The organism is Oceanimonas aquatica, assembly GCF_030732065.1.
GTDB lineage: Bacteria > Pseudomonadota > Gammaproteobacteria > Enterobacterales > Aeromonadaceae > Oceanimonas.
The window spans coordinates 1-24,269 of record NZ_JAVBHX010000007.1 but is presented as its reverse complement, the minus strand read 5'-3'; the positions used below and the strand labels follow the sequence as shown (position 1 = coordinate 24,269).

At 58.9% G+C, this 24,269-nt stretch carries 24 protein-coding genes, 1 rRNA gene and 1 riboswitch; of the genes, 14 read left to right on the top strand and 11 right to left on the bottom strand.

Annotated elements, in window-relative coordinates; translation table 11 throughout:
- Positions 1-21 precede the first annotated feature (21 nt).
- The 6 genes from dinF (at position 22) to Q9290_RS10945 (ending at position 4,387) form a co-directional block, all read left to right on the top strand.
- Positions 22-1,383 carry an MATE family efflux transporter DinF gene (gene dinF / locus Q9290_RS10970; protein ID WP_306079694.1) on the top strand — a complete coding sequence of 454 codons (1,362 nt, stop codon included), beginning with the start codon at positions 22-24 and terminating at the stop codon, positions 1,381-1,383.
- Between the two features lie 4 nt (positions 1,384-1,387).
- Positions 1,388-1,858 (top strand): tRNA (cytidine(34)-2'-O)-methyltransferase, encoded by a 471-nt coding sequence (locus Q9290_RS10965; RefSeq protein ID WP_306079693.1) that lies wholly within the window; start codon positions 1,388-1,390, stop codon positions 1,856-1,858.
- Positions 1,859-1,945: 87 nt separating this feature from the next.
- Positions 1,946-2,239, top strand: coding sequence for a hypothetical protein (locus Q9290_RS10960; protein WP_306079692.1), 294 nt, complete (start codon positions 1,946-1,948; stop codon positions 2,237-2,239).
- 86 nt (positions 2,240-2,325) lie between these two features.
- The gene (gene fieF, locus Q9290_RS10955) at positions 2,326-3,237 is read left to right on the top strand and encodes a cation efflux pump FieF (protein WP_306079691.1); all 912 of its coding nucleotides are present in this window, start codon (positions 2,326-2,328) and stop codon (positions 3,235-3,237) included.
- A 16-nt stretch (positions 3,238-3,253) separates the two neighbouring features.
- The gene (cysE, locus tag Q9290_RS10950) at positions 3,254-4,036 is read left to right on the top strand and encodes a serine O-acetyltransferase (protein ID WP_306079690.1); all 783 of its coding nucleotides are present in this window, start codon (positions 3,254-3,256) and stop codon (positions 4,034-4,036) included.
- 141 nt (positions 4,037-4,177) lie between these two features.
- A complete protein-coding gene (locus tag Q9290_RS10945) occupies positions 4,178-4,387 on the top strand; it encodes a cell division protein ZapB (RefSeq protein WP_306079689.1) in 210 nt (69 codons plus the stop codon).
- 80 nt (positions 4,388-4,467) lie between these two features.
- Here Q9290_RS10945 and rraA read toward each other — a convergent pair whose 3' ends face one another.
- From rraA to argS, 5 genes are all read right to left on the bottom strand, one after another.
- Positions 4,468-4,953, bottom strand: a complete 486-nt coding sequence (rraA, locus tag Q9290_RS10940; protein ID WP_306079688.1) for a ribonuclease E activity regulator RraA — start codon at positions 4,951-4,953, stop codon at positions 4,468-4,470.
- A 96-nt stretch (positions 4,954-5,049) separates the two neighbouring features.
- Complete coding sequence (gene hslU, locus Q9290_RS10935) at positions 5,050-6,378, bottom strand: HslU--HslV peptidase ATPase subunit (protein ID WP_306079687.1); 1,329 nt, start codon at positions 6,376-6,378, stop codon at positions 5,050-5,052.
- Between the two features lie 27 nt (positions 6,379-6,405).
- Positions 6,406-6,936 carry an ATP-dependent protease subunit HslV gene (gene hslV, locus Q9290_RS10930; protein WP_306079686.1) on the bottom strand — a complete coding sequence of 177 codons (531 nt, stop codon included), beginning with the start codon at positions 6,934-6,936 and terminating at the stop codon, positions 6,406-6,408.
- 157 nt (positions 6,937-7,093) lie between these two features.
- On the bottom strand, positions 7,094-7,678 hold the full coding sequence (locus Q9290_RS10925; protein WP_306079685.1) for an SPOR domain-containing protein: 585 nt from the start codon (positions 7,676-7,678) through the stop codon (positions 7,094-7,096).
- 3 nt (positions 7,679-7,681) lie between these two features.
- Positions 7,682-9,436: an arginine--tRNA ligase gene (gene argS, locus Q9290_RS10920; protein WP_306079684.1), complete on the bottom strand. Its 1,755-nt coding sequence runs from the start codon at positions 9,434-9,436 to the stop codon at positions 7,682-7,684.
- A gap of 240 nt (positions 9,437-9,676) precedes the next feature.
- On the opposite strand from argS, the gene Q9290_RS10915 reads away from it, so the two are divergent.
- Entirely contained in the window at positions 9,677-10,267 is a 591-nt protein-coding gene (locus Q9290_RS10915; RefSeq protein ID WP_306079683.1) for an LON peptidase substrate-binding domain-containing protein, read from the top strand.
- Between the two features lie 15 nt (positions 10,268-10,282).
- Here Q9290_RS10915 and priA read toward each other — a convergent pair whose 3' ends face one another.
- Complete coding sequence (priA, locus tag Q9290_RS10910; RefSeq protein ID WP_306079682.1) at positions 10,283-12,493, bottom strand: primosomal protein N'; 2,211 nt, start codon at positions 12,491-12,493, stop codon at positions 10,283-10,285.
- Between the two features lie 125 nt (positions 12,494-12,618).
- On the opposite strand from priA, the gene rpmE reads away from it, so the two are divergent.
- The 3 genes from rpmE (at position 12,619) to Q9290_RS10895 (ending at position 15,053) form a co-directional block, all read left to right on the top strand.
- Positions 12,619-12,834, top strand: coding sequence for a 50S ribosomal protein L31 (rpmE, locus tag Q9290_RS10905; RefSeq protein WP_306079681.1), 216 nt, complete (start codon positions 12,619-12,621; stop codon positions 12,832-12,834).
- A 116-nt stretch (positions 12,835-12,950) separates the two neighbouring features.
- The gene (locus Q9290_RS10900) at positions 12,951-13,688 is read left to right on the top strand and encodes a thermonuclease family protein (protein WP_306079680.1); all 738 of its coding nucleotides are present in this window, start codon (positions 12,951-12,953) and stop codon (positions 13,686-13,688) included.
- A 120-nt stretch (positions 13,689-13,808) separates the two neighbouring features.
- On the top strand, positions 13,809-15,053 hold the full coding sequence (locus tag Q9290_RS10895) for a malic enzyme-like NAD(P)-binding protein (RefSeq protein WP_306079679.1): 1,245 nt from the start codon (positions 13,809-13,811) through the stop codon (positions 15,051-15,053).
- 101 nt (positions 15,054-15,154) lie between these two features.
- Here Q9290_RS10895 and trmA read toward each other — a convergent pair whose 3' ends face one another.
- The gene (trmA, locus tag Q9290_RS10890; RefSeq protein WP_306079678.1) at positions 15,155-16,252 is read right to left on the bottom strand and encodes a tRNA (uridine(54)-C5)-methyltransferase TrmA; all 1,098 of its coding nucleotides are present in this window, start codon (positions 16,250-16,252) and stop codon (positions 15,155-15,157) included.
- 134 nt (positions 16,253-16,386) lie between these two features.
- Here trmA and Q9290_RS10885 point away from each other — a divergent pair, with 134 nt between their 5' ends.
- Positions 16,387-16,914, top strand: coding sequence for an ATP--cob(I)alamin adenosyltransferase (locus Q9290_RS10885; RefSeq protein ID WP_306079677.1), 528 nt, complete (start codon positions 16,387-16,389; stop codon positions 16,912-16,914).
- A gap of 1 nt (position 16,915) precedes the next feature.
- Here the strand turns inward: Q9290_RS10885 and Q9290_RS10880 are convergent, their stop codons facing one another.
- The 3 genes from Q9290_RS10880 to Q9290_RS10870 form a co-directional block, all read right to left on the bottom strand.
- Positions 16,916-17,845 carry a hypothetical protein gene (locus tag Q9290_RS10880; protein WP_306079676.1) on the bottom strand — a complete coding sequence of 310 codons (930 nt, stop codon included), beginning with the start codon at positions 17,843-17,845 and terminating at the stop codon, positions 16,916-16,918.
- A 194-nt stretch (positions 17,846-18,039) separates the two neighbouring features.
- The gene (locus Q9290_RS10875) at positions 18,040-18,402 is read right to left on the bottom strand and encodes a hypothetical protein (protein ID WP_306079675.1); all 363 of its coding nucleotides are present in this window, start codon (positions 18,400-18,402) and stop codon (positions 18,040-18,042) included.
- A 17-nt stretch (positions 18,403-18,419) separates the two neighbouring features.
- Positions 18,420-19,757, bottom strand: a complete 1,338-nt coding sequence (locus tag Q9290_RS10870) for a sulfite oxidase (protein ID WP_306079674.1) — start codon at positions 19,755-19,757, stop codon at positions 18,420-18,422.
- A gap of 180 nt (positions 19,758-19,937) precedes the next feature.
- A riboswitch (cobalamin riboswitch) is annotated at positions 19,938-20,135 on the top strand.
- A gap of 35 nt (positions 20,136-20,170) precedes the next feature.
- Here Q9290_RS10870 and Q9290_RS10865 point away from each other — a divergent pair.
- Together Q9290_RS10865 and murI are read left to right on the top strand one after the other, a co-directional pair.
- Positions 20,171-22,030, top strand: coding sequence for a TonB-dependent receptor domain-containing protein (locus Q9290_RS10865; RefSeq protein WP_306079673.1), 1,860 nt, complete (start codon positions 20,171-20,173; stop codon positions 22,028-22,030).
- A gap of 98 nt (positions 22,031-22,128) precedes the next feature.
- Positions 22,129-22,929, top strand: a complete 801-nt coding sequence (gene murI, locus Q9290_RS10860) for a glutamate racemase (protein WP_306079672.1) — start codon at positions 22,129-22,131, stop codon at positions 22,927-22,929.
- Positions 22,930-22,933: 4 nt separating this feature from the next.
- Here murI and Q9290_RS10855 read toward each other — a convergent pair whose 3' ends face one another.
- Positions 22,934-23,398 carry an RNA recognition motif domain-containing protein gene (locus Q9290_RS10855; RefSeq protein ID WP_306079883.1) on the bottom strand — a complete coding sequence of 155 codons (465 nt, stop codon included), beginning with the start codon at positions 23,396-23,398 and terminating at the stop codon, positions 22,934-22,936.
- A gap of 567 nt (positions 23,399-23,965) precedes the next feature.
- Between Q9290_RS10855 and Q9290_RS10850 the strand changes: the two genes are divergently transcribed.
- A 16S ribosomal RNA gene (locus Q9290_RS10850) occupies positions 23,966-24,269 on the top strand; the annotation flags it as partial.

The following is a 24,269-nucleotide window of genomic DNA, read 5'->3' as shown; positions in this document are numbered from 1 at the left end:
CTTTAGCTGTTCGAGTCATTCTTGAAAACTTCCTTTTTTAATGCCGACCGGCATCGCCGGGTGTTTGCCCTGGCGCTGCCCATGGTGCTGTCCAACATTACCGTGCCGCTGCTGGGACTGGTCGACACCATGGTGATCGGTCACCTGGAGCAGGCCTATTACCTGGGCGGGGTGGCGGTGGGTGCTACCATCATCAGCCTGCTGTTCTTTTTGCTGGGCTTTCTGCGCATGTCCACCACCGGGCTTAGCGCCCAGGCCTTTGGCGCAAGGGACGAGCAACGACTGCTGAGCGTACTGGCCCGGGCACTGCTGCTGGCCTGGGGGCTGGCACTGGCGTTGGTGCTGCTGCAGACCCCCATTATCGAGCTGGCCTTCAGCCTGGCCGGGGCCAGTGCCGAGGTGGAGCAATATGGCCGGCAGTATGTGAGTGTGCGCATCTGGAGCGCGCCGGCGGCGCTTACCAATCTGGTATTGCTGGGCTGGCTGCTGGGCAATCAGAATGCCAGAGCACCCATGGCGCTGCTGATCCTCGGCAATGGTGCCAACATTGTGCTCGATATCTGGTTTGTGGTGGGGCTGGGCTGGCAGGTAAAGGGCGCGGCAGCGGCATCGGTGCTGGCCGACTATGCCGCCACAGCGCTCGGTGCCTGGCTGGTATGGCGCACCCTTAAACGACGTGGACTGCGTCCGGCCCCCGGCTTCTGGCAGAACACGCTCAGCGGCAGCGCCTTTCGCCGCCTGCTGGGGCTGAACCGGGATATTTTCATTCGGGCGCTGTGCCTTCAGCTCGCTTTTGTGTTCATGACCTTCCAGGCCGCCCGGCTGGGAGACACCATAGTGGCCGCCAATGCGGTGCTGATGAACTTTCTGATGTTTATCTCCTATGGCATGGACGGCTTTGCCTACGCCGCTGAAGCCATGGTGGGCAAGGCCATCGGCCGGGGCTGCCGGGCGCGCTTTCGGCTGGCCTGTGCTCTTAATCTGTTCTGGGGCGCACTGGTGGCGGTGGGCTTTACCCTGGTATTTGCGCTGGCCGGCGACGAGCTGGTGCGCCAAATCACCACTCTGGCTGAAGTTCGCGAACAGGCCTACCGCTTTTTGCCCTGGCTGGTGGCCATGCCCCTGGTGTCGTGCTGGTGCTTTGTGCTGGACGGTATTTTTATCGGTGCCACTCAGGGCAGAGCCATGCGCAACATGATGCTGGTGTCCACTCTTGGGGTGTTCTTTCCGGTGTGGTGGCTGACCCAGGGACTTGGCAACCACGCCCTCTGGCTGGCCATGCTGTGCTTTATGGCGGCCCGGGGCCTGACGTTGGGCTGGGCCTGGTGGCAGCTTGATGGCCGCCGTCTGTTTGTTCCCGACGCCCTGCCTGCGGAGAAATAATTCAATGTTTGAAATTGCGCTTTATGAGCCGGAAATCGCCCCCAACACCGGCAACATCATGCGGCTGGTGCGCAACAATGGCTGCCGGCTGCACCTGATCGAGCCGCTGGGCTTCAGCCTGGATGAAAAACGCCTGCGCCGGGCCGGGCTGGATTACGCCGATTACGGTCGCATCACCGTCCATGCCAGCTACACCGCCTTTGTGAAGGCCATGGCCGGGCGACGCATCTTTGCCTGTACCACCAAGGGCAGTCGCCATCATCACGAGGCGAGTTATCAGCCCGGTGACGTTCTGCTGTTCGGCCCCGAGACCCGGGGCCTTCCCGATGAGGTGCTGGCAAGCATCGAGCCCGGCTGCCGCATTCGCATTCCCATGCAGCCCGACAGCCGCAGCCTCAACCTCTCCAATGCGGTGGCGGTGATCAGTTATGAAGCCTGGCGTCAGCAGGGCTTTGCCGGTGCCCGGCCGGCCTAGACATGACACTTTTTCGTTCTGGTTGTTTATTGAGCAGCCTGGCCTACACTTGGGGTCGGAATGCCGTCAACCAGGAGGATAAGTGCCATGCTGAACAGACGATTTAACTGTACCTTGGTGGATGCCGAACACCCCAGGGCACAGATAGTGTTGCATCCGGATGGTGAGCTGGAGGTGGAGATTGCCGAGCGGCAGCAGCATTTTTCAGTTCCGCTCGATGAGGTGCTGTTTCGTCGTGGTGAATGCTGCATGGAACTGGTCTGTGAAGAGCAGGCTGGTGTGCCCATTTGCCTGTCGCTGTTGGCCCAGGATGCCTTTGAACTCTACCATCTGATGGAAGACCGCCGTGAAGAGCTGGAAGAGCTGATGAGTGATCTCTGATCCTTGCAGCCTTGAATTTTGGCTGCAAACACTGACGACCGGTGACGAGGGGTTATAATGACCCAAATTTTTCCACCGGCCGTTTCATGACCCAACACTATTCGCGCCTGGTGACCACGGCGGCCATCTCCGCCGCCGTGGTGGCCGGGCTGCTGATCATCGCCAAACTGTTTGCCTGGTTTTATACCGGCTCTGCCAGCATGCTGGCTTCGCTCACCGACTCCCTGCTTGATATCAGCGCCTCACTGATCAACCTGATGGCCATTCGCTATGCCCTGGTGCCTCCCGATGAGGATCATCGCTTTGGTCACGGCAAGGCCGAATCCCTGGCCGGCCTGGCCCAGTCGGCCTTTATCAGCGGTTCGGCGGTATTTCTGGTGATCAACGGCATTTCGCGGCTGCTCAATGCCGAGCAGGTCAGCCGGCCCGAAGCCGGCATCTGGGTCATGGTGTTTTCGCTGGTGCTTACCGGCGGCCTGATTGCCTTTCAGCAATACGTTATTCGCCGTACCCAGTCGCTGGCCATCAAGGCCGACCAGCTGCACTACCGGGGTGACATTTTGCTTAACCTCGCCGTATTGCTGGCCATTGTGCTGTCCTGGTATGGCTGGCACTGGGCCGACGGCCTGTTTGCGGTGCTGATCGGCGGCCATATTCTGCACGGGGCCCTTAAAATCGGCTACGACTCCGCCCAAATGTTGCTCGACAGACGGTTGCCCGATGAAGAGCAAAAGCGCATTATTGAAGGCTGTCTGGCGGTGAAAGGGGTGCATGGGCTGCATGATCTGCGCACCCGGCGGTCGGGCCGGACCCGATTTATTCAGCTTCACCTGGAGCTTGATGATCATCAGCCCCTGGTCCGTGCCCACGGCATCGCCGAGGAGGCCGAGCGGGAGCTGCGCCTGCTGTTTCCCGAAGCGGACATTATCATCCATATGGATCCTGTGTCGGCTGTGCCTGTCGAGATAGACTCGAAAACGAGTGAACATACATTTTAAAAACAAGGTTTTACCCATGGAAGACGGTATTCAATCCAGAACCTGGCTGAGTATTCGCGAAGAAGCCCAGCGAATGATTGCGGAAGAGCCCATGCTGGGCAGCTTTTTTTACTCGACCATTCTCAATCACGACACCCTCAAGTGCGCCCTGAGCTTTATTCTCTCCAACAAGCTGGAAAGCCTGGTGATGCCAGCCATTTCCCTGCGTGAAATTATCGAGGTGGCGCTGGATGAGGAGCCCGCCATTCTGGACATGGTCGCCACCGATATCTGCGCCGTGCAGGAGCGGGATCCGGCGGTTGAGCTGTTTTCCACCCCCCTGCTTTACCTCAAGGGATTTCACGCCCTGCAGGGCTATCGTATTGCCAACTGGTTGTGGCGTCACGGCCGGCGCGCCCTGGCCACCTATCTGCAAAACCAGATTTCGGTGGTGTTCGGTGTGGATGTGCACCCGGCGGCGCGTATCGGCAAGGGCATCATGTTTGACCACGCCACCGGCATTGTGGTGGGGGAAACCGCGGTGATCGAGGATGATGTCTCCATTTTGCAGGGCGTGACCCTGGGCGGCACCGGCAAGGAATGCGGCGATCGTCATCCCAAGATCCGTGAGGGTGTGATGATTGGCGCCGGCGCCAAGATTCTCGGCAACATCGAAGTGGGTACCGGAGCCAAGATCGGTGCCGGCAGCGTGGTGCTGGAGCCGGTTCCGGCTCACACGACCGTGGCCGGCGTACCGGCCCGGGTGGTGGGCCGGCCGGGCTCCGAGAAGCCGTCGCTCGATATGAGTCAGAATATCTGAGACGGCTGTTGGCGCGTCCGGCATAATTTTACGGCAAACGGCCTTCCGCCCTGTGTGGCATCTTGTTGTCCGCGCGGGCCCAAGGTATGCTCGGGGCTGAGGGGCCGGATGGCCGGAAACGTGAATTACAGGGGTTAGCACATGTCTTTTGATGTACTGGAGAAGCTGGAAGCCAAAATCCAGACCGCGGTGGACACCATTTCTCTGCTGCAAATGGAAGTGGACGAGCTGAAAGAGCAGAACGGCAAGCTGGGCGACGAAAACCAGCAGCTGCGTCAGCAGCACCAGGCCTGGCAGGAGCGCCTGCAGGCGTTGCTGGGCAAGATTGACCAGGTAGAAGAGAGCGCCTGATTTCGTTCACGCGACGCAAGCTTTCATAAAAAACGCCGGCTAAAAGCCGGCGTTTTTGTTATTCGATAGTTATTCAATACTTATTCGATATCCAGAGCTTCCGGGGAAAGAATAATGCCGGTGGTGTCGGCGTAGAGATGATCTTCCGGCAGGAAGGTGACGCCGCCGAAATTTACCGGTACGTCCATCTCGCCGATGTCGCTGTCGTCGGCACTCACCGGAATGGAGGCCAGCGCCTGAATGCCGATATCGGTGTCTTCCAGGGCGTCGACCTCGCGCACGCAACCATAGCAGACAATACCTTCCCAACCGTTTTCTGCCGCTGTTTCGGCAATCTCGGCATCGATCAGTGCCCGGCGCAACGAGCCGCCACCGTCGATCAGCAATACCCGGCCCACGCCGCTTTGCTTTACCGCCTCAAGGATCAGCCCGTTGGACTCAAAGCATTTAATGGTGGTGACTACGCCGCCAAAAGAGCTGCGTCCGCCAAAAGTGGAGAACATGGGTTCGACAACGTCGACCATGTCAATGTAGGTATCGCACAGTTCAGAAGTATTGTATTCCATGGAGTCAGCCGCGCCTGAGACAAGGTAACTTCCAGTATAAGGGGGCGGGAGCGGTTTTCAATCACAATGATGTGACCGCTCCCGGAATCATATGAATCAGAGGATAAAGCGGCTCAGATCCTCGTCTTCCACCAGGTTCTTGAGATAGCGATCCACGTAGTCGGCATCCACGGTAATGGTGTCGCCGGACTTGTCGGACGCCTCGAAAGAGAGTTCGTCCAGCAGTCGCTCCATCACGGTGTGCAGACGGCGGGCACCGATGTTCTCGGTGGTTTCGTTGACTCGCCAGGCGGCTTCGGCCAGACGGCGAATGCCCTCGTCAGTGAACTCCACACAGACGTTCTCGGTGGCCAGCAGCGCCTTGTACTGCTCGGTGAGCGAAGCGCTGGGCTCGGTAAGAATGCGCTCGAAGTCTTCGGTATTGAGTGAACTCAGCTCGACCCGAATGGGCAGACGGCCCTGCAGCTCCGGAATCAGGTCGGACGGTCTGGCCACCTGGAATGCACCGGACGCGATAAACAGCATGTGATCGGTACGCACCATGCCGTGCTTGGTGTTGACGGTGCTGCCTTCAATCAGCGGCAGCAGATCCCGCTGTACGCCTTCGCGGGATACGTCGGGGCCGGAACTGTCGCCGCGTTTGCAGATCTTGTCGAATTCATCGATAAACACGATGCCGTGGTTTTCCACCGCGTGAATGGCCTGCTCTTTCAGCTCTTCCGGGTTTACTAGCTTGGCGGCTTCTTCTTCCACCAGCAGCTTGAAGGCTTCTTTTATCTTCATCTTGCGCTGCTTGCTGGTGTTGCCGGCCAGGTTCTGGAACATGCCCTGCAGCTGGTTGGTCATTTCTTCCATGCCCGGCGGGGCCATGATCTCCACGCCCATTTGCGGCGCGGCGACATTGATTTCGATTTCCTTGTCGTCCAGCTTGCCTTCGCGCAGCTTCTTGCGAAAGATCTGCCGGCTGCCGGTGTTGTCGGCTTTTTCTTCCTCACCCCAGCTGTTGCGGGGGTTGGGCAGCAGGGCGTCGAGGACCCGTTCCTCTGCGGCTTCCTCGGCCAGGTGGCGGTATTTATCTACCTGCTGCTCACGGGTCATCTTCATGGCGATGTCGGTGAGATCGCGAATGATGGAGTCTACCTCCTTGCCCACGTACCCTACTTCGGTGAACTTGGTCGCTTCCACCTTGATAAAGGGCGCGTTGGCCAGCTTCGCCAGGCGGCGGGCGATTTCGGTCTTGCCTACGCCGGTGGGACCAATCATCAGAATGTTCTTGGGGGTCACTTCCTGACGCAGCTCGGGCTCGAGCTGCATACGGCGCCAGCGGTTACGCAGGGCGATGGCCACGGCGCGTTTGGCTTCACTCTGGCCAACAATGTGACGGTCCAGCTCGTGGACGATTTCTCTCGGGGTCATTTCAGACATAATGTAATCCTGTTGCAGCGGCCCGCCTTAGCGGCCGTAATCGAGTTCTTCGACGGTCTGGTTGCCGTTGGTGTAGACGCAGATGTCGCCGGCGATGGCGAGGGCCTTTTCCACGATGTCGCGGGCGTCCATGTCGGTGTTTTCCAGCAGGGCGCGGGCGGCGGACTGGGCAAAGGGGCCGCCGGAGCCGATGGCGATCAGGTCCTGTTCGGGCTGCACCACATCGCCGTTGCCGGTAATGATAAAGGAGTGCTTCTCATCGGCCACCGCCAGCAGGGCTTCAAGCCGGCGCAGGGCCCTATCGGTTCGCCAGTCCTTGGCCAGCGCCACGGCGGCGCGTTCCAGGTTGCCCTGGTGGGCCTGCAGCTTGGCCTCAAAGCGTTCCAGCAGGGTAAAGGCGTCGGCGGTGCCACCGGCAAACCCGGCCAGTACCTTGCCGTTGTGCAGGCGGTGTACCTTGCGGGCGTTGCCTTTCATCACGGTATTGCCCAGGGAAACCTGGCCATCGCCACCGATAACCACTTTGCCGTTACGGCGAACTGAAACGATTGTTGTCACTGTGAACCTCACTTGACGGTGTTGCCGGCCGAACCGGCGAGAATGTCATGTTCACGAAGATGGGGGCGGGTGAGAAAAACTTCAACCCTGCAGTTGCGACGCAGTGTCGGTTGTTTGACAGTCGGTGCGGATTGCCCGCCGGGCGGCGGGCTGAGCCTCAGCCCTGCAGCAGAATGCAGCCGGTGTTGATGCTGCTCATTTTGTGCTTGGCCTGGTCGGCCTTGCGCTTGCTGTTGTAGGGGCCCATGACCACCCGATACCAGATGCCGTTGCTGCCCTCGCTGCGCTTCACTTCGGAGCTCAGGCCCTGAAAGGCGATGCGGGCCTTGAGCTGCTCCGCCTGAGAAGCGGAGCGGAACGAGCCGCACTGCATATAGTAGATTTTGGCCGGCGCGGCCTCGGGCTTTTTACGTTCGTTGGCGGGCGTGGGCACGCTCACCACCACTTCCTTGTTTTCCAGCTGCTCGATATAACGCCACTTCTCCACCGGCTTTTGATCGATGGGATTGACCTTTTTTGCCGGCGCCTGCTGTTGCACCCGGGCAGGCTCGGCGGACGGAGGGTCGCCGGCCGAACCCTTGATCAGATGGATAAGGTAGCCCAGGCCGCCAAACAGCAGCAGCGCAAACAGAATGGCCAGCCAGGGAACACGCCGCTCCGGCGCCCGGCCGCGACCGGCAGAACGCTTTTTATTGCCGCCCTTTTTTTTGGGCGGGCTGCGGCGAACGTAATCCCTGGCCATGGCTTACATGCGCTCCAGGGTATCTATGCCCAGCAGAGACAGACCCTGCTGCAGAACCTTGGCGGTGGCGGCACACAGGCGCAGGCGGCTGGCCCGGGCCTCGGCGGGTACACCCTCCTTGTTGATGGGGCAGGCTTCGTAAAAGCTCATAAAGGCACCGGACAATTCGTACAGGTACAGACACAGCAGGTGCGGCATGCCCTTGTCGGCCACCGACTTGACGGTGTCGTTGAACTGCACCAGCTTCTGCGCCAGGGCTTCTTCTGCCGGCGCCTCAATGACCACGGCCCCTTCCAGGGCCTCGGCGCTGACGCCGGCCTTGCGGAAGATGGACTGTACGCGGGTGTAGGCATACTGCAGGTAGGGGGCGGTGTTGCCCTCGAACGACAGCATGTTGTCCCAGTCAAAGATGTAGTCGGTGGTGCGGCTCTTGGACAGATCGGCGTATTTCACCGCCGCCATGGCCACCCGCTTGGCGACCTGGGCCTTTTCGTCGGCGCCGAGATCGGTCTTTTTCTGCTCCAGCAGGGCGGCGGCGCGCTCTTGGGCTTCGTCGAGCAGGTCCACCAGCTTAATGGTGCCGCCGGAGCGGGTTTTGAACGGGCGACCGTCCTTGCCCAGCATCATGCCAAAGGCGTGGTGCTCCAGGCTCATGGACTCGGGCACGTAACCGGCCTTGCGGACGATGGTCCAGGCCTGCATCAGGTGCTGGTGCTGGCGGGAGTCGATAAAATACAGCGCCCGGTCGGCACCCAGCTGCTCGTAACGATACTTGGCGCAGGCGATGTCGGTGGTGGTATAGAGGAAACCGCCGTCCTTCTTGCGCACGATAACGCCCATGGGGTCGCCATCCTTGTTCTTGTATTCGTCGAGGTACACCACCAGCGCGCCTTCGTCTTCTACCGCCAGCCCTTGCTGCTGCAGATCGGCGACGATGTCGTTCAGCATGGGGTTGTACATGCTTTCACCCATGACATTGTCAGGGGTCAGGGATACGCCCAGGCGGTCGTACACTTCCTGATTGTGTTTCAGGGTCACGTCCACCAGTTTCTGCCACATGTTCAGGCAGTAGGCGTCACCGCCCTGCAGTTTCACCACATAGTTACGGGCGCGCTCGGCAAAGTCGGGGTCGGCATCGTACTGCTGCTTGGACTCGCGGTAGAACTGCTCCAGATCCGACAGGCCGGAAGACAGCACGTCCGGATTTTCCTGCTCCAGCTTTTCCAGGTAGGCGATCAGCATGCCAAACTGGGTACCCCAGTCGCCGATGTGGTTGGCGCGAATCACCTTGTGGCCGAGAAATTCCAGAGTGCGCACCACGGCGTCGCCGATAATGGTAGAGCGCAGGTGACCCACGTGCATTTCCTTGGCCACGTTGGGAGCGGAGTAATCTACCACCACGGTTTGCGGCTGCTCGGTTGCCGGTACGTTGGCACGCTCGTCGGCCACCATGGCATCGATCTGGCGGGCCAGCCAGGCGCTGTCTAGAAAGAAGTTGATAAAGCCGGGGCCGGCCAGCTCGGTTTTGGCTACCAGCTCGGACGCGGGCAGGTTGTCCACCAGCAGCTGTGCCAGGGCGCGGGGGTTTTGTTTGGCCGGCTTGGCCAGCAGCAGCGCCAGGTTGGTGGCCAGATCGCCGTGAGCCTTGTCTTTGGTGCGGTCTACCTGGATGCGGGGCTCCAGCTCGGCAGGCAGTTGGCCCTGTTGCTTGAGAGTAGAGACCGTCTGCTCAAGCAGCGCTTGAATATGTTCTTTCATTATCAGTTCACCAAAGTTTGAGACAAGGTCGAAGAAAACCTGAGGGGCCCAAATTCTACTCATAACGGGCGTCAAAAACTACCGTTCAAGGCCGCCGGCTGACCGCCCTGAAAGTGGGGGCATTGAAAACGGGTCTTTGTGAATGTAATGGCATAAATGGCCAATGGCTTCAAAACAGACCCCTGGTGGCGAAGTCTGCCGCCGTCGTTCATGCTGAGAGAAGCAACGAAGGAGCCGCCCATGAAACTGGCACTGTTACCGCTCACCCTGCACCTGCTGCCGGAAGGCCGGGTACCACTGCGCATTTTTGAGCCCAAATACGTGCGCATGGTGGCCGAGGCCGGTCAGAATGAGCGCGGTTTTGGCATCGGCATGCTGGAAGAACCCGACGACAGCGGCAAGGGCGATCTTTACATGCTGGGCTCCCGGGTGAAAATCGTCGACTTTTATACCCTGGAGGGGGGCCTGCTCGGCATTACCGTGGAAGCCACCGAGCGCTTTCGCATTCGCGAGCTGGAGCGGGAAGCCGATGGCCTGTTGCAGGCCGAGGTGGAGTTGCTCGACAACTGGCGTTCCTGCTCTCTGTCGCCGGTGGAGCAAATTCTTTCCGACAAATTGCAGGAAGTCTTTACCGAATATCCGGAGCTGGCGGAGCTGCATCCGGATCCCCGCTGGCAGGACGCCGCCTGGATCACCCAGCGCTGGCTGGAAGTGTTGCCTATCAAGAACGACTATACCCAGCTGCTGATGAGCGAGCCCAGTTGCCGCCGGGCCCTGACCTTTCTGCTGTCGATGATTACCCCCGACCCTCAGCCCGGACAGCGGCACTGAGCCGGTTTCACCGCCTCACCACAACTCCTGCGGATCAATATCCAGTGACCACCTCACCCGGCGTGCTGCGGGTAAGGTGTCGGCAATGGCCAGTGCCCGCCGGCAGGCGCTGGCCAGATCCCGGCGGCTGCAGGCCTGCAACAGCATCTGGTAACGGAACTGCCCGGCCTTGCGCTCCATGCGGGCACTGAAGGGCCCCAGGCACAGCACGGACGCGGGCAGGGCAGGGGCCAGTTGTTGAGCCAGCGGCACCAGAAACTCCCGGCAGGCTTCGCCCTGGGTGGCCTGACAGCGAAACAGCGCCTGATAGCTGTAGGGTGGCAGCCCGGCCTGACGGCGTTCTTCCAGGGCGGTGTGGGCGAAATGGCGATAGCCCTGATTGGCCAGATCCTGCAGCAGAGCGTGATCCGGATGGTGGGTCTGCAACACCACCCGGCCCGGCTTGCTGGCCCGGCCGGCCCGCCCGGCCACCTGAATGTAAAGCTGGGCCAGACGCTCGGCGGCGCGAAAGTCGCCGGCAAACAGGGCGCCGTCCACATCCAGCATGGCCACCAGGGTCACATCGGGAAAGTGATGACCCTTGGCCAGCATTTGGGTGCCGATCAAAATTTGGTACTTGCCGGCGCGAATACCTTCCAGATGCTGCTCAAAGCTGCCCTTGCGCCGAGTGTTGTCCCGGTCGATGCGAATGGCGTTGTACTGAGGGAACATCGCCGCCAGCGCCTGCTCCACCTGCTCGGTGCCCAAACCGGTGCCCACCAGCTGGCTGCTGCCACACTGGGGACATTGAGGCGGTCGGGCACGCTGATGATCGCAGTGATGGCAGTGCAGCCGGTTGCCGCTCTTGTGCCAGGTATAGTGGGCATCGCAGCGCTCGCAGTCCGCCAGCCAGCCGCAGTCGTGGCACAGCAGCACGGGGGCATAGCCCCGGCGGTTGAGAAACAGCATGACCTGATTGCCTTTTTCCAGCTCTTCCGCCATCAGCTGTTGCAGCTGGGGCGACAGCCCGGCTTCCAGCTGCACGTGCCGGCTGTCGAGCAGCAGGTGTTCGGCCATGGTAGCGCTGCCCGGCCGCTGGCTCAGGGTCAGTAACCGATACTTGCCACTGGCGGCGTTGTACAGGCTTTCAAAGCTAGGGGTGGCCGAGCCCAGCACGATGGGAATGTTGAGCTGCTGAGCGCGCAGCAGTGCCAGATCCCGGGCGTGGTAGCGAAAGCCGTCCTGCTGCTTGAACGAACTGTCGTGCTCCTCGTCGATGATAATCAGCCCGAGTTTTTCAAAGGGAGTGAGCAGGGCCGAGCGGGTGCCGATCACGATGGCGGCACTGCCGTCCCTGCAGGCCAGCCAGGCGTCGAGGCGCTCGCGCTCGTTCATGGCCGAGTGCAGGGTGCACACCGGCAGCGGAAAGCGGCGCTGAAAACGGGCGATGGTCTGAGGCGTGAGGCCGATCTCCGGCACCATCACCAGCACCTGTTTGCCGGCTTTCAGTACCGGCTCCATGGCCTGAAGGTAGACTTCGGTCTTGCCCGAGCCGGTAATGCCTTCCAGCAGAAAGGGACTGAAGTCGCCGGCCTGCTGCAACAGGCTGACTGCCAGTGCCTGCTCCGTGGTCAGGCGTGGTTTGCCGTCTTCATTAATACGTATGTCACCGCGCCAGTCGCTGCGGGCGGGCAGTTGTTCCTTTTTCTCTGCCAGTCCTTTTTTGGCCAGGGCATTCAGAATGGCCGAAGGCACGCCCCGGGCTGCCAGCTCCCCTGGTGTCATGGGGCTCGGCGCCAGCAGCTCAAAGGCCTGTTTTTGTTTGACCGCCCGGCTCAGGGTGCTGGTGTCCCCGTCCAGCCCGTGCCAGACCTCCACCGGTTTGTAGCCGGCGTCCTCACCCTTGCGCAACAGGGTAGGCAGGGCCTGAAAATACACTTCCCCCGGCGGGTGCAGATAATACCGGGCCGCCCAGGCCAGCAGTTTCAGCTCGGCCTCGCCAAGGACGGGAATGGTGTCGATAATAGTGGTGACGGGCTTGATGCGGGCAAGGTCAACGTCGGTTTGATCGGGGTGGGCCAGCACCAGTCCGACCAGAGCCCGGTTACCGAACGGGACTCGTACCCGGCAGCCGGGCGCAGGCAGGGGCAGTGGGCACAGGTAGTCGAACTCCCGGCGCAGCGGAACGGGCAGCACCACCCGCAGCAGGGCCTGTTGCGCCGGTGGGGTTGTTGCTGGTTTTTTCATCCGCATTTTCCTTGCCTGAAAAAAGGCGATCCTATATTATTCGCACCCTTCACAAAACGTGTATCACTCGTGTGGTGTCTGGCTCAGGATCAGATAGCGACACGGCCTATTGACAGAGGTTGTCCATGAAACAAGGTATCCATCCGGAATACAAAGAAATTGTTGCCAAATGTTCTTGCGGTAACGAGATCAAGACCCGCTCCACCCTGGGCCATGATCTGAACCTGGACGTTTGCTCCGCTTGCCACCCCTTCTTCACCGGCAAGCAGAAGATCCTTGACACCGGCGGCCGTGTTGATCGCTTCAACAAGCGTTTCGGCATGCTGGGCAGCAAGAAGTAAGTTGCTGCACTTGTCTCGAAAAAGCGCCTGCGGGCGCTTTTTTGTTGCCTGCAATTTGCGTTGTTCCTCCCTCTGTTCCATGGTTAATCAGGCCTGCCTCACCCCGGTGTGCCCTCATGTTTGTTCGCGTCTGGCTTTTTCTGTTTATTTTATTTCCGCCTGAAGCCCTTTCTGCCTGTCCGCAATACCATCAGTACGAAACCGTAAATGTTAAAAAAGTAATAGATGGAGATACTGTTCATCTTATGGATGGCAGACGTATACGCCTTATTGGTATCAATGCGCCGGAATTATACAAAAACGGTCAGTTCGCTCCCGAACCGGGTGCGCGGGCGGCCCGGCGGTGGCTGCACAATAAATTATCAGTAGGGGGTCAAATGAAACTGGTTTTTGCGCGTAAAAGGCGTGATGATTACGGACGCCTTTTGGCTCATCCATTGACCGATGATGGTCGCCTGCTGGTCATATCCATGCTGGCGGCGGGCCTGGGTGAGTTGATGCTGATCCCGCCCAACCACGGTCACTGGCAGTGCCTGTTGCAGGCCGAGCAGCGGGCTTACCGTCGGAGATTGGGCATCTGGTCACGCGACCTGCCCGCCGTTCCCGAACGGCCCGGCTGGCAACGCCTGGTGATCAGGGTACGCGACCTGCGCTCACACCGCGGCCAGATCAGGCTGCTGGCCGAGGGTGGCCTCGAGGTTCGCACCGGGCGGCAACTGCCTGCCGGCTCACGCCGGGAACTGGGTCGGCTGCAAGCCGGCGAGCGGTTGTTTGTCCGCGGGCGGGCACGCAAAACCGATTCCGGGTGGCTGCTTTGGCTTAACCAGCCCTGGCAGTTTTACCGTGAAAAATAACGGGATCAGACTGGGCAAGGTGAAAAAAGTTGATTAGTATCACATTGTATAAACATTGTGATAAACTTGTTCACAGTGTAATCGAATAAATGTCTACAATCGCATCAGGGTACTCGCAAAATGACCGACTTCCGTCAAAAAGCGCTCGACTATCATGCTTTCCCCAAGCCGGGCAAAATCTCCGTTGAAATCAGCAAGCCGGCGGAAACCGCCAAGGATCTGGCCCTGGCCTACAGCCCGGGCGTAGCCGAGCCGGTGCGCGAAATCGCCGCCGATCCGGAAAATGCCTATAAGTACACTGCCAAGGGCAACCTGGTTGCGGTTATCTCCAACGGTACCGCCATCCTGGGTCTGGGCAACCTGGGCCCGCTGGCTTCCAAGCCGGTAATGGAAGGCAAGGCGCTGCTGTTCAAGCGTTTCGCCGGCCTCGACTCCGTGGATATCGAAGTCAAGCACCGCACCACCGAAGAATTCATCCAGACCGTTGAGTCCATTGCCGACACCTTTGGCGGTATCAACCTGGAAGACATCAAGGCGCCCGAGTGCTTTGAAATTGAACGTGAACTGATCGAGCGCTGCAACGTGCCCGTATTCCACGATGACCAGCACGGCACTGCCATTGTAACCGCAGCGGGTCTTATCAACTCGCTGGAAGTACAGGGCAAGGACATTGCCGACGCGCACATCGTATGTATGGGTGCCGGTGCTGCCGCCGTTGCCTGTATGGAGCTGCTGATCAAGTGTGGCGCCCAGCGTGAAAACATCTACATGCTGGACCGTAACGGTGTGATCCATACTCGTCGTGACGACCTGAACGAGTACAAGGCGCTGTTTGCCAACAACACCGACAAGCGCACTCTGGAAGACGTGATCACCGACGCCGACGTATTCGTGGGCGTATCCGGCCCCGACGTACTGCCGGCCGACGCCGTCAAGCTGATGGCACCGAACCCGGTGATCTTCGCCTGCTCCAACCCGGATCCGGAAATCAAGCCCGAGCTGGCTCACGCCACTCGTGACGATCTGGTCATGGGTACCGGTCGTTCCGACTACCCCAACCAGGTGAACAACGTACTGTGCTTCCCCTTCATCTTCCGCGGTGCTCTGGACGTGCGTGCCACCCAGATCAACGACGAAATGAAAGTGGCTGCCGTTGACGCCATCCGCTCTCTGGCCAAGGAGCCGGTACCGCAGGAAGTGCTGACTGCTTCCGGTTACGAGGCTCTGGAATTCGGCAAGGACTACGTGATTCCGAAGCCGATGGACCCGCGCCTGCTGCCCCGCGTAGCCCGTGCCGTGGCCGTGGCCGCCGTGGAATCCGGTGTTGCCCGCATCGATCTGCCGGAAAACTACATGCAGGACTGAGTATCAGCCCATGCATGAAAAAGGGGAGCTTCGGCTCCCCTTTTTTTGTTTTCTTTTTGCAGGCGAAACCGCACTGATGTTTCGTATTGTGATTCTTCTGATTATTTGCGAGTCAGGTACACGCCGGCTTCCATATGATGGGTGTAGGGGAACTGATCAAACAGCGCAAAGCGGCTGATGTTGTGCGTCTCGCTCAGCGTCTCAAGGTTCTGCTGCAGTGTGTCCGGATTGCAGGAGATATAGACGATATTGTCGTACTCCTGCACCAGTCTTACCGTTTCTTCGTCCAGCCCGGCACGAGGCGGATCCACCAGTATGGTGTTGCAGTCATAGCTCTTGAGATCCACCCCTTTCAGCCGGCGGAACTCGCGAACGCCCCGCATGGCCTGGGTAAACTCTTCCGCCGACATGCGCAGTATGGTGACGTTGTCGATGGCGTTGGCGGCGATATTGTACTGGGCCGATTTGACCGAGGAGCTGGAAATTTCCGTGGCCAGTACCCGGCGAAAGTTTGGTGCCAGCGCCAGGGAGAAATTGCCGTTGCCGCAGTACAGCTCCAGCAGATCGCCACTGGCACCCTGGGTCACGTCCAGGGCCCAGCTCAGCATGTGTTCGTTCATGCGGCCGTTGGGTTGGGTAAAGCTGTTTTCCACCTGCTGGTAAACCAGCTCGCGGCCGGCAACGTTCAGCCTTTCCACTACGTAATCGCAGTCGTGCACCAGCTTCTGTTTTTTGGCGCGGCCAATGATATGGGCGCTGATGCCCCTTTCTTTCAGCCAGGCGCGCAGGGGCGCTACCTCGGCCTGCCAGTCGTCACCCAGCTGGCGATGGTAGAGCAGGCTTATCACCAGCTCGTTGCTGAGCGACGACAAAAAGTCCACCTGAAACAGCTTGCGCCGCAGCACCGGATTGGGCCTGAGCGCCTCCAGCAGCAGCGGCATGGCGGTGTTAATCAGTCGTGAGGCGGCAGGGAACTGCTCCACCCGGTATTTTTCCCGCGTGGCCTGGTCAAACATGATGTAGTAGAGGTCGTCGCCTTCATGCCACACCCGGAACTCGGCCCGCATGCGGTAATGCTCGGGCTCGGAGGCAAATACCTCCAGCCGGGGCGGAGTAAAGGGAGCAAAGGTCTGCTCCAGCCGGGCGGCCTTTTCGTCCAGTTGGGTCTGGTAGCTGTGCGGGGTGACCTGGGTGCTCATGACGTGCCTCACTTTAAAACGGAGCGCAAATTCTACGGGTTGTAGTGAATTTGTCCAGTTGGCCGGCCGGTGCTGGTGGCGATGACGGCTTTTTGCCAGACTGCGGCCAGTATTTTCATATCAGGAGCAAGCCCATGCGGCGACCCAAGCCGGACGATCTGCGGGAGTGGTGTTATCCCTTTATTTATGAAACCCGCCTCACCTGTGACTATGAAATTCTTACCGACGAGCTCTGCTGTCATATTGGCGTGGTGCTGTCGGGCCTGCCCGAGGGCTGTGATGACATTCGTGCCGATCTCGAACGGCTGCAGCCGCTGATCTACAACCTCAATGGCTCTGTGCGGGGCAAAAACGGGATTTTTGAGCAGGATATCGAGTGGCTGAAAGCACGCTACAGCCACTATCAGCAGCAAACCGAGGGCCGGGTAACGGGCTTTGTGCTGCCGCGCGGGCCGGCACCGGTACCGCAACTGCATTTGTGCCGCTGCACGGCCAAAAAAATCGTGCGCATGCTGGTACGGCTGGAACAAGAGGGCAGGCGCTTCGACGAAACCCTGCCCCGGTTTGCCAATGTGTTGGCTAATTTCTTCTTTGTGCTGACCGTGGCCATCAAGGCCCGACAAAACGTGAAAGAAGTGCCCTACATCAGCATTAATTACTGATTCAGCCCGCCAGGGCCTGTACCAGCTGGCGGTCGAACTCGGCCAGCTGGCTGGCGTTCAGGCCGGCACGAATGCGTTGTTCAAGGTCACGCACTTCGTTTTCAAAGCCCCAGCCACTCAGCTTGGTGAGATCTTTTACCGCTTCGGCCGGATCGGTCAGTGTGTTATCGGCCTGATACTTGTCGAGCAATTTCCGGGCCTGTTGCAGCCTTACCGACAACTGACGGGTCAGGGGAAAGGCAGCCCGGATGGGCTCGCCGTCCTCACCAGTGGTGCTCAGGGTGAGTTCGTCCGGGGCGGTGGTGGCTGTGGTCAGGGCCAGCAGGTCAACGTTCAGGCGGCCCCGCTCATCGGTGGTCAGGGTAGTGGCCTGACCATTCAGGCGGGCGATAACGGGCACCCCGCGCAGTGGTAGCCGGCTTTGCTTGGTTTTTTCATCGATCAGCTCCCGCTCGGGCGTCCCCAGTACGCGCTTTTCACTGCGGGCCTGGCTTTCGATGTTCATCAGGGGATTGATGCCGGCCACGCCGTGGGCCAGCAGGTCCTTGGTCATCACATCGGGCAGCATGCCAAAGAAGGGAATGACATCAACGATGGAAAACACCACGCCGCCTGCGCTCATCACCACCCCCAGCGGCAGCTCGTAAATCTCGCGCAAAGGCTGATAGGGGGTATAGACCTCCAGGGTCTTGTTCACCGAGTAGGTACTGACGCGAAAGCTTTGCTCTTCGGTGGCACTGAAGGCCGGGCCCGGTTGCTGAATAAAGCGCGGGTCACCGGACAGGGGCTGAACCAGCCGCTGCTGGTGCAGGGTTTCCCGGTCGATGTCCATGGCATTAACGGTTTCTTCCGGCAGATGATTGGCACAACCGGTCAGGGTGGCCAGCAGCAGGCCGGCGAGGGGCGCGTAGGCGAGACGAGGTACTGACAAGTTCACTTCCTTTTTTACAGCAAGACACACCGGGTGAGCGGTGCAACAACCACAGGGAAACCCTGCTCTCGTGTTGGCGCAGCCGGACGCGACAGCCGTTGCCAACCTGTATGTAACGGCCGGGCATGAGGGGTCCTTGAGTAAAAAAGAAAGGGTGAAAAAGCCGCCGCCGCGCATCAGCGCGGCGGCGGGGTTTAGTTGCTGGGCTGGCGGTAAGGGTTGTCCGGCAGCTGGTCGGCCGTGAGCGGAGGCCGGCGGGCGCCGGTCTTGGGGCCATAGGCGGTGCTCAGGTAGCCGAGTATGGTTTCTTCGGTCTGGGCATCAAAGGTCCACAGTCCCTGTTTTTCCTGCATCCAGCGGATCAGCGACAGCCAGTGCTGCCGGCTGCCGCTGTTTTGCGTCACCAGTTTGGAGGAATGGCAGGCGGTGCAGTTGTTGCGCACCGTCTCCCAGCCGGGAGCGATAATAAAACCGGTTTGCGGATCCTGCTCGGCGGCCAGCGCCGGTGCGGTGGCCAGTCCCAGCAACAATCCCAGTACAGCAGTGCGTATTATCATGCTTGCCTCCTGGACGTTTAAATGACTTGCACCGCAATGCGATGGCAGGCGTTGTTGAGATAGCCCTTGGGGTTCCAGCCCGGCACGACCATGGGCTGGGCCTTGCCGTTGCTGTCGACCGCCTTGGCCCAGATCTCGTAATAGCCTTTTTCCGGAAAGCTCAGCTCGCTTTGCCAGTGCTGCCAGGCCAGCCGGTTGGCGGGTTTACGCAGGTCGGCCTTGTGCCAGGTGGCGCCAAAGTCGATGGACAGATGCAGCTCGCTCACAGACAGATCGCCGGCCCAGGCATGGCCGCGCACCGCCAGCGGCTGACCCAGCTGATGGCTGATACCGGTTTTGGGAAAGGTGATCAGCGACTTGACCGGCATGGACTGAATGATTTCCATGTCTTCATTCGGTACCTGAGTGCCCGGCGCGACCGGATATTTGGGTACGCTGTAGGATGGTGCCGCCATCTTGTTACCGTCATGAACCTGGTTACGGATCACGATTTTCTTCAGCCACTTGCCCGAGGTGGAGGCGGGCCAGCCGCCGCACACCAGCCGCAGCGGATGACCGTTAAGCACCGGCAGATCCTCATCGTTCATGGCCCAGGCGATCAGGGTTTCATCTTCCAGCGCCTTGGACATGGGCACGCCCCGGGAGATGGACTCCCGGCTCGGGTCACCGCTGGGGTGCAGGTCGGCACCGTAATAGCCGATATAGACGGCGTCTTTCTTGATGCCGCAGGCTTCCAGTACGTCCCGCAGCCGCACGCCGGTGAATTTGGGACTGGCCACGGCGCCGGTGGTCCACTGGTTACCGCTGGCCGCCGGCACGTATTCACTGCGGCCATTGCCGCCACATTCCACCGTCAGCTGATAGCTGTGGTGTTCAAACTGTGCCTTGAGATCGGCAATGGTAAAGATGCGGGGAGTTTCACAGGACTCGCCACCTATCTCCAGGGTCCAGTTGTCCGGGTTAAGGGTTTCGATATTGGGCACCAGGCCGTTGTTGCGCACAAACATGTGCTTGGCCGGGGTGATTTCATCATCCAGCAGGTGGGGCGGGGTCTCGGCGTTAATGGGCCTGTCGTTGAGCACCACCAGGCCTTCCTTGCCCGGCAGGGAAAAGGGCTCGTCGGACTGGGCAAAGGCCGCCGGGATCAGCCCGGCGGGCATGTTTTTGGCAAAGGGAATGCTGGCTCCCAGCGCCGTGGCCATGGCCAGCAGGCCGCTGCGTCTTAAAAAGCCACGACGGCTGTTGGGGTCGGTTTCCCGGCCCCAGAGCTGCTCATCGGCCTTGATGGGATCTTCCCCGTAAAGCTCGTGCAGCCCTCGCTGCTCCGGCGGCTGCTTGTTGGAATTGCTGGCCATGATGTTCTCTCCTCGGTACTCATTTGAATTTATTGATAACCCAGGTTGCAGGCTATCAAAAGGTACTAGGTTAAATATATGTAAATTTTTTGTGGTTGCGAGCCGGCTCATGTTTTTAAAACACGCGTAATAATGCGTTTATTCTCAAAAATCATGCATATACACCCAGTCACCCTTTATCTATAATGCCCGCGCTTTGGTGCCGACAGGCGTAAACGGGAATCCGGTGCAAATCCGGAGCTGGCGCGCAGCGGTAAGAAGGAACGAAAGCGACACGGAGCAACTCCAGGCACTGCCGCAAGGTGGGAAGCCGTCGCCGTAGGTGGGCAACTGCCCGAGCCTTTAAGCCCGAATACCTGCCAAAGAGGAAATCACAGGGCCTGCGGGCCTCACTACGCGAACTAGGGAAGAACATGACCAGAAAGCTGTTGGTGGCTACCCTGCTGCCATGGGCCGCCTTTGCCCAGAATTCAACCGATCCTACCTCCATCACCATCTACAACCGGGTAGAGCAGCCCCTTACCAGTGCCCTGGCCCCGGTGGAAGTGATCACCAAGGCCGAAATTGAACGCCGCCAGCCCCGCTCCCTGGTGGATCTGCTGGAGACCCTGCCGGGCATGCAGTTTGGTACCCAAAATGGTGGTATCGGTCAAAACTCCAGTCTCTTTATTCGGGGGACCAACTCCGATCACGTGTTGGTGCTGCTCAATGGCAAGCCCATGGCCAGATCCGTTTCCGGAGATGCGAACTTCAGTCAGTTGCCGGTCAATAACGTGGAGCGCATCGAGTATATTCGAGGCCCCCGTGCCGCCATTTATGGCTCCAAGGCCATTGGTGGTGTGGTCAACATTATTACTACTTCTCAGGTTAATACGGCCCAGGTAAGTGTGACCACCGGTAGCAATGACTACTATGCCGCCGACGTCTCCATTAACCAGTGGGTGACCGATGCTACCCGCCTGCAAGTGGCGACCGGTTACCGAGAAACCCGGGGTTATGATGTGGTGAGCAATAATAAGGAACCGGATCGCGATGGCTTTGAAAGCAAAAACCTGACTTTAGGCGTGGAGCACCAGCTGGATCAGCATTGGACCTTTGATGCCAATCTGAACACCTGGAGGGATGAGGTGGCCTATGACGTCAACAGCGATTTCATCAATCCTTGGAACGGCGATTACTCGCAGACCACTGCTTATCAGGCCGATACCGGCATTCGTTACAAGGGAGAGCAACTGAACAGTCAGTTTAGCGTGAGCTACGGCGAGACCGAGCTGCTTTCCTGGAATGAGAATGAAGGCAAAGATAGCCAGTACCAGACCAACCTCAGCACAGCTGTTACTCAGGTTGCGGGGCTGACCCAGTACAACTATGCCGACACTGGCTATGTACTGGCGGGCGTGGATTGGCAACGGGAGCGGTTGCTGTCCCGTTCTAGAGCGCAGGACTGGAATACCTTTCCACCAGGGCTCATCAGTTTTTCCGCACCCAACCGGGATAACACTGGCATTTATGCCTCCGTGCTTCACTCATGGGCGCCTGTGTCCATCGAGCTGACCGGTCGGGTAGACGACAACGAGCAGTTCGGCACCCATGATACCTGGCAAACCGCAGTGTCGGTGGATTTACCGGAACAGCACAAGGCTACCCTTAGCTATGGTACTGCCTTCAAGGCGCCCAGTTTTACCCAGCTCTATTGGCCTTCATATGAAAAGCCCAGCCTGGAACCGGAGGAATCGGAAAGCTGGGAATTCATGCTGTCTGGCGATTACTCCTTGCTGGATTGGCAGTTGAACCTATACCGCAATGACATTCAAAACCTGATTAGCCGTCAGGGCGAGAGAAAGTTTGGCAATACTGACGTGGTGATCAAAGGCCTGGAACTGACCGTCAAAATGAACACGGGGCCGTTGCACCATACTGCCAGCGTTGAACATACCGATATTGATGATCTGAATAACGATGGTCGCCAGCTGATCCGTCGTGCCAAGCGCAAGGCCAGCTGGACCGGTGATATCGATGTGGCCGGTGCCAACCTGTTTGCTCAAGTACTGTATGTGGGTGAGCGCAATGACAGTGATTTCAGCACCTGGCCAACAGGAAAGGTGGTGCTGCCTTCCTACACCATCTGGAATATCGGAGCTCGTTATCCGTTGACTGACAACCTGACTCTGAACGGTAAGGTTAACAATCTGTTCGACAAAGACTACCAAGTAGTGCTCGATTATGATGCGCCTGATATGGAGTTTTACGTCGGTGCCGACTATCGGTTCTGATCCATCAGGTAACTCTGCTCAAGCCGGCCTTAGCGCCGGCTTTTTTCTTTTTTGGCCGTTGGCGTTATCATGGCGCCCTTGCATAGCGAGGGCAGTCAGTGGCAAACATTCTTATCTTCGACTCCGGCATGGGTGGCCTTTCCGTCTACCGGGAAGTGCATCGCGCTTTGCCGACACACCAGTACTTCTATCTGTTCGACAACGCCTGCTTTCCCTATGGCGAGCTGGGCGAAGCGCGCCTGGTGGAGCGTGTGCTGGAGTTGCTGACCACCTTTGTACCTCGCCACGACATCGACATCGTTATCATTGCCTGTAACACCGCCAGCACCCACGTGCTGCCCGCCCTGCGCGAGCGTCTGCACATTCCGGTGGTGGGGGTGGTGCCGGCCATCAAGCCGGCGGCGGAGTATTGCCGTTTGCACGAGCTGAATCATATTGGTCTGCTGGCGACACCCGGTACCGTATCCCGCAGTTATACCGCCGAACTGGTGCAACGCTTTGCCGCCGATATGCAAGTGTCCATGCTGGGTACCACCGAGCTGGTAAAAATGGCAGAAAGCAAACTGGCCGGTCAGGCCGTCGACATGACCCGGCTTTCCCGCATTCTGGCGCCCTGGCGGGGTGAAGACGGGCCCGATGCTCTGGTGCTGGGCTGCACCCACTTTCCATTATTGGCAGAGGAGTTAAGTCAGTGCCTGCCTCAGGCGCAATTGGTCGACTCCGGCGAAGCCATTGCCCGGCGTGTGGCCAGCCTGTTGTTACAGCCTGCCAGCGACGCCGGAGGGGAGCGTGGGCCGGCCGGGCGGCTTTATTGCACCCGGTTAACGGCAAAAGCCAGGATTCAGGACGAGGCTTTTGCCGCCGAAGGATTTTGCCGGCTGGAAGAGTTCACTTCCTGAGAGATCAGGCCGGGCTGTCGCCCTCTTCGTCATCCTTCCGTTCGTTGGCTTCGCGCACTTTGAGCGTGCGCTGTTGAAACTCGGTGTCGTTCAGCGCATTTCTGGCCTTGTCGGCCGCGTCGCTGGGCATTTCCACAAAACCGAACCCGCGTCGCTTGCCGGTGTTTCTGTCTTTCATCAGCCTTACCGACAGCACCTGGCCAAACTTCTCAAACAGGGTTCTTACCACTGCTTCGTTGGCCCGGTAAGGCAGGTTGCCCACATACAAGGTCGTCGTTACCAACGTCCCAGAAGGCGGTGCCTGCATCAGACGTGGCACAACAACACCACTCACCAGCGCACCAAGCGTAAACATCAGTGCAAAAGACAGGGAAGCCGTTGAAATGGCGATCAGGCCGCCGCCTGCCAGGGCCAGTAACAAAGCTAGCAGTAGGGACTGTATAAAAGGAGAGTGCTGAAATAACTTCATCGATGATTGCGTCTCGAGTGGATGAACGGAAAAAAGAATAATGCATGCCGTAAACAGCATAGCTTCAATCGGGCTTCATGACTTCTTCCCGCATGGTAATCCGTCTCGTAAACGTGATCCCGAGCAACTCATGCCAGTGTGCAGGGTGAAAAGTGAGCGGCCATCGTGAGGAATAACAGTCAGCTGTGCATAACCCTGTGGCTAAGTTGTGCTTTTGCTGGGTTAATAAGCATTCGGTGTTAAAGGCCGTCTTTTTGTCAAAAAAGCCCTTGCGCAAAAATCGCGGCTCCCTATAATGCGCTTCCACTGACACGGGGCAACACGCCAACGGTCACAAGGGTTGAAAGCGAACCAAACAAAGTTCAAATCAACGCTTGACGAACACCAAGGATTGCGTAGAATACGCAGCCCTGACCAGCGAAAGCGGTCAACGCTCTTTAACAATTTATCAAGCAAACTGTGTGGGCACTCGCAGTCGATTGAGAAACAAAAAATATTGTTTTTCAATGATTTGTGAAGTGCACTAGAAATAGCAGCAATTCAGATATTCATTGAGCATCAAATCTTTAATTGAAGAGTTTGATCATGGCTCAGATTGAACGCTGGCGGCAGGCCTAACACATGCAAGTCGAGCGGTAACAGAAGGTAGCTTGCTACTTTGCTGACGAGCGGCGGACGGGTGAGTAATGCTTGGGGATCTGCCCGGTCGAGGGGGATAACCGTTGGAAACGACGGCTAATACCGCATACGCCCTACGGGGGAAAGCAGGGGACCTTCGGGCCTTGCGCGATTGGATGAACCCAAGTGAGATTAGCTTGTTGGTGAGGTAACGGCTCACCAAGGCGACGATCTCTAGCTGGTCTGAGAGGAT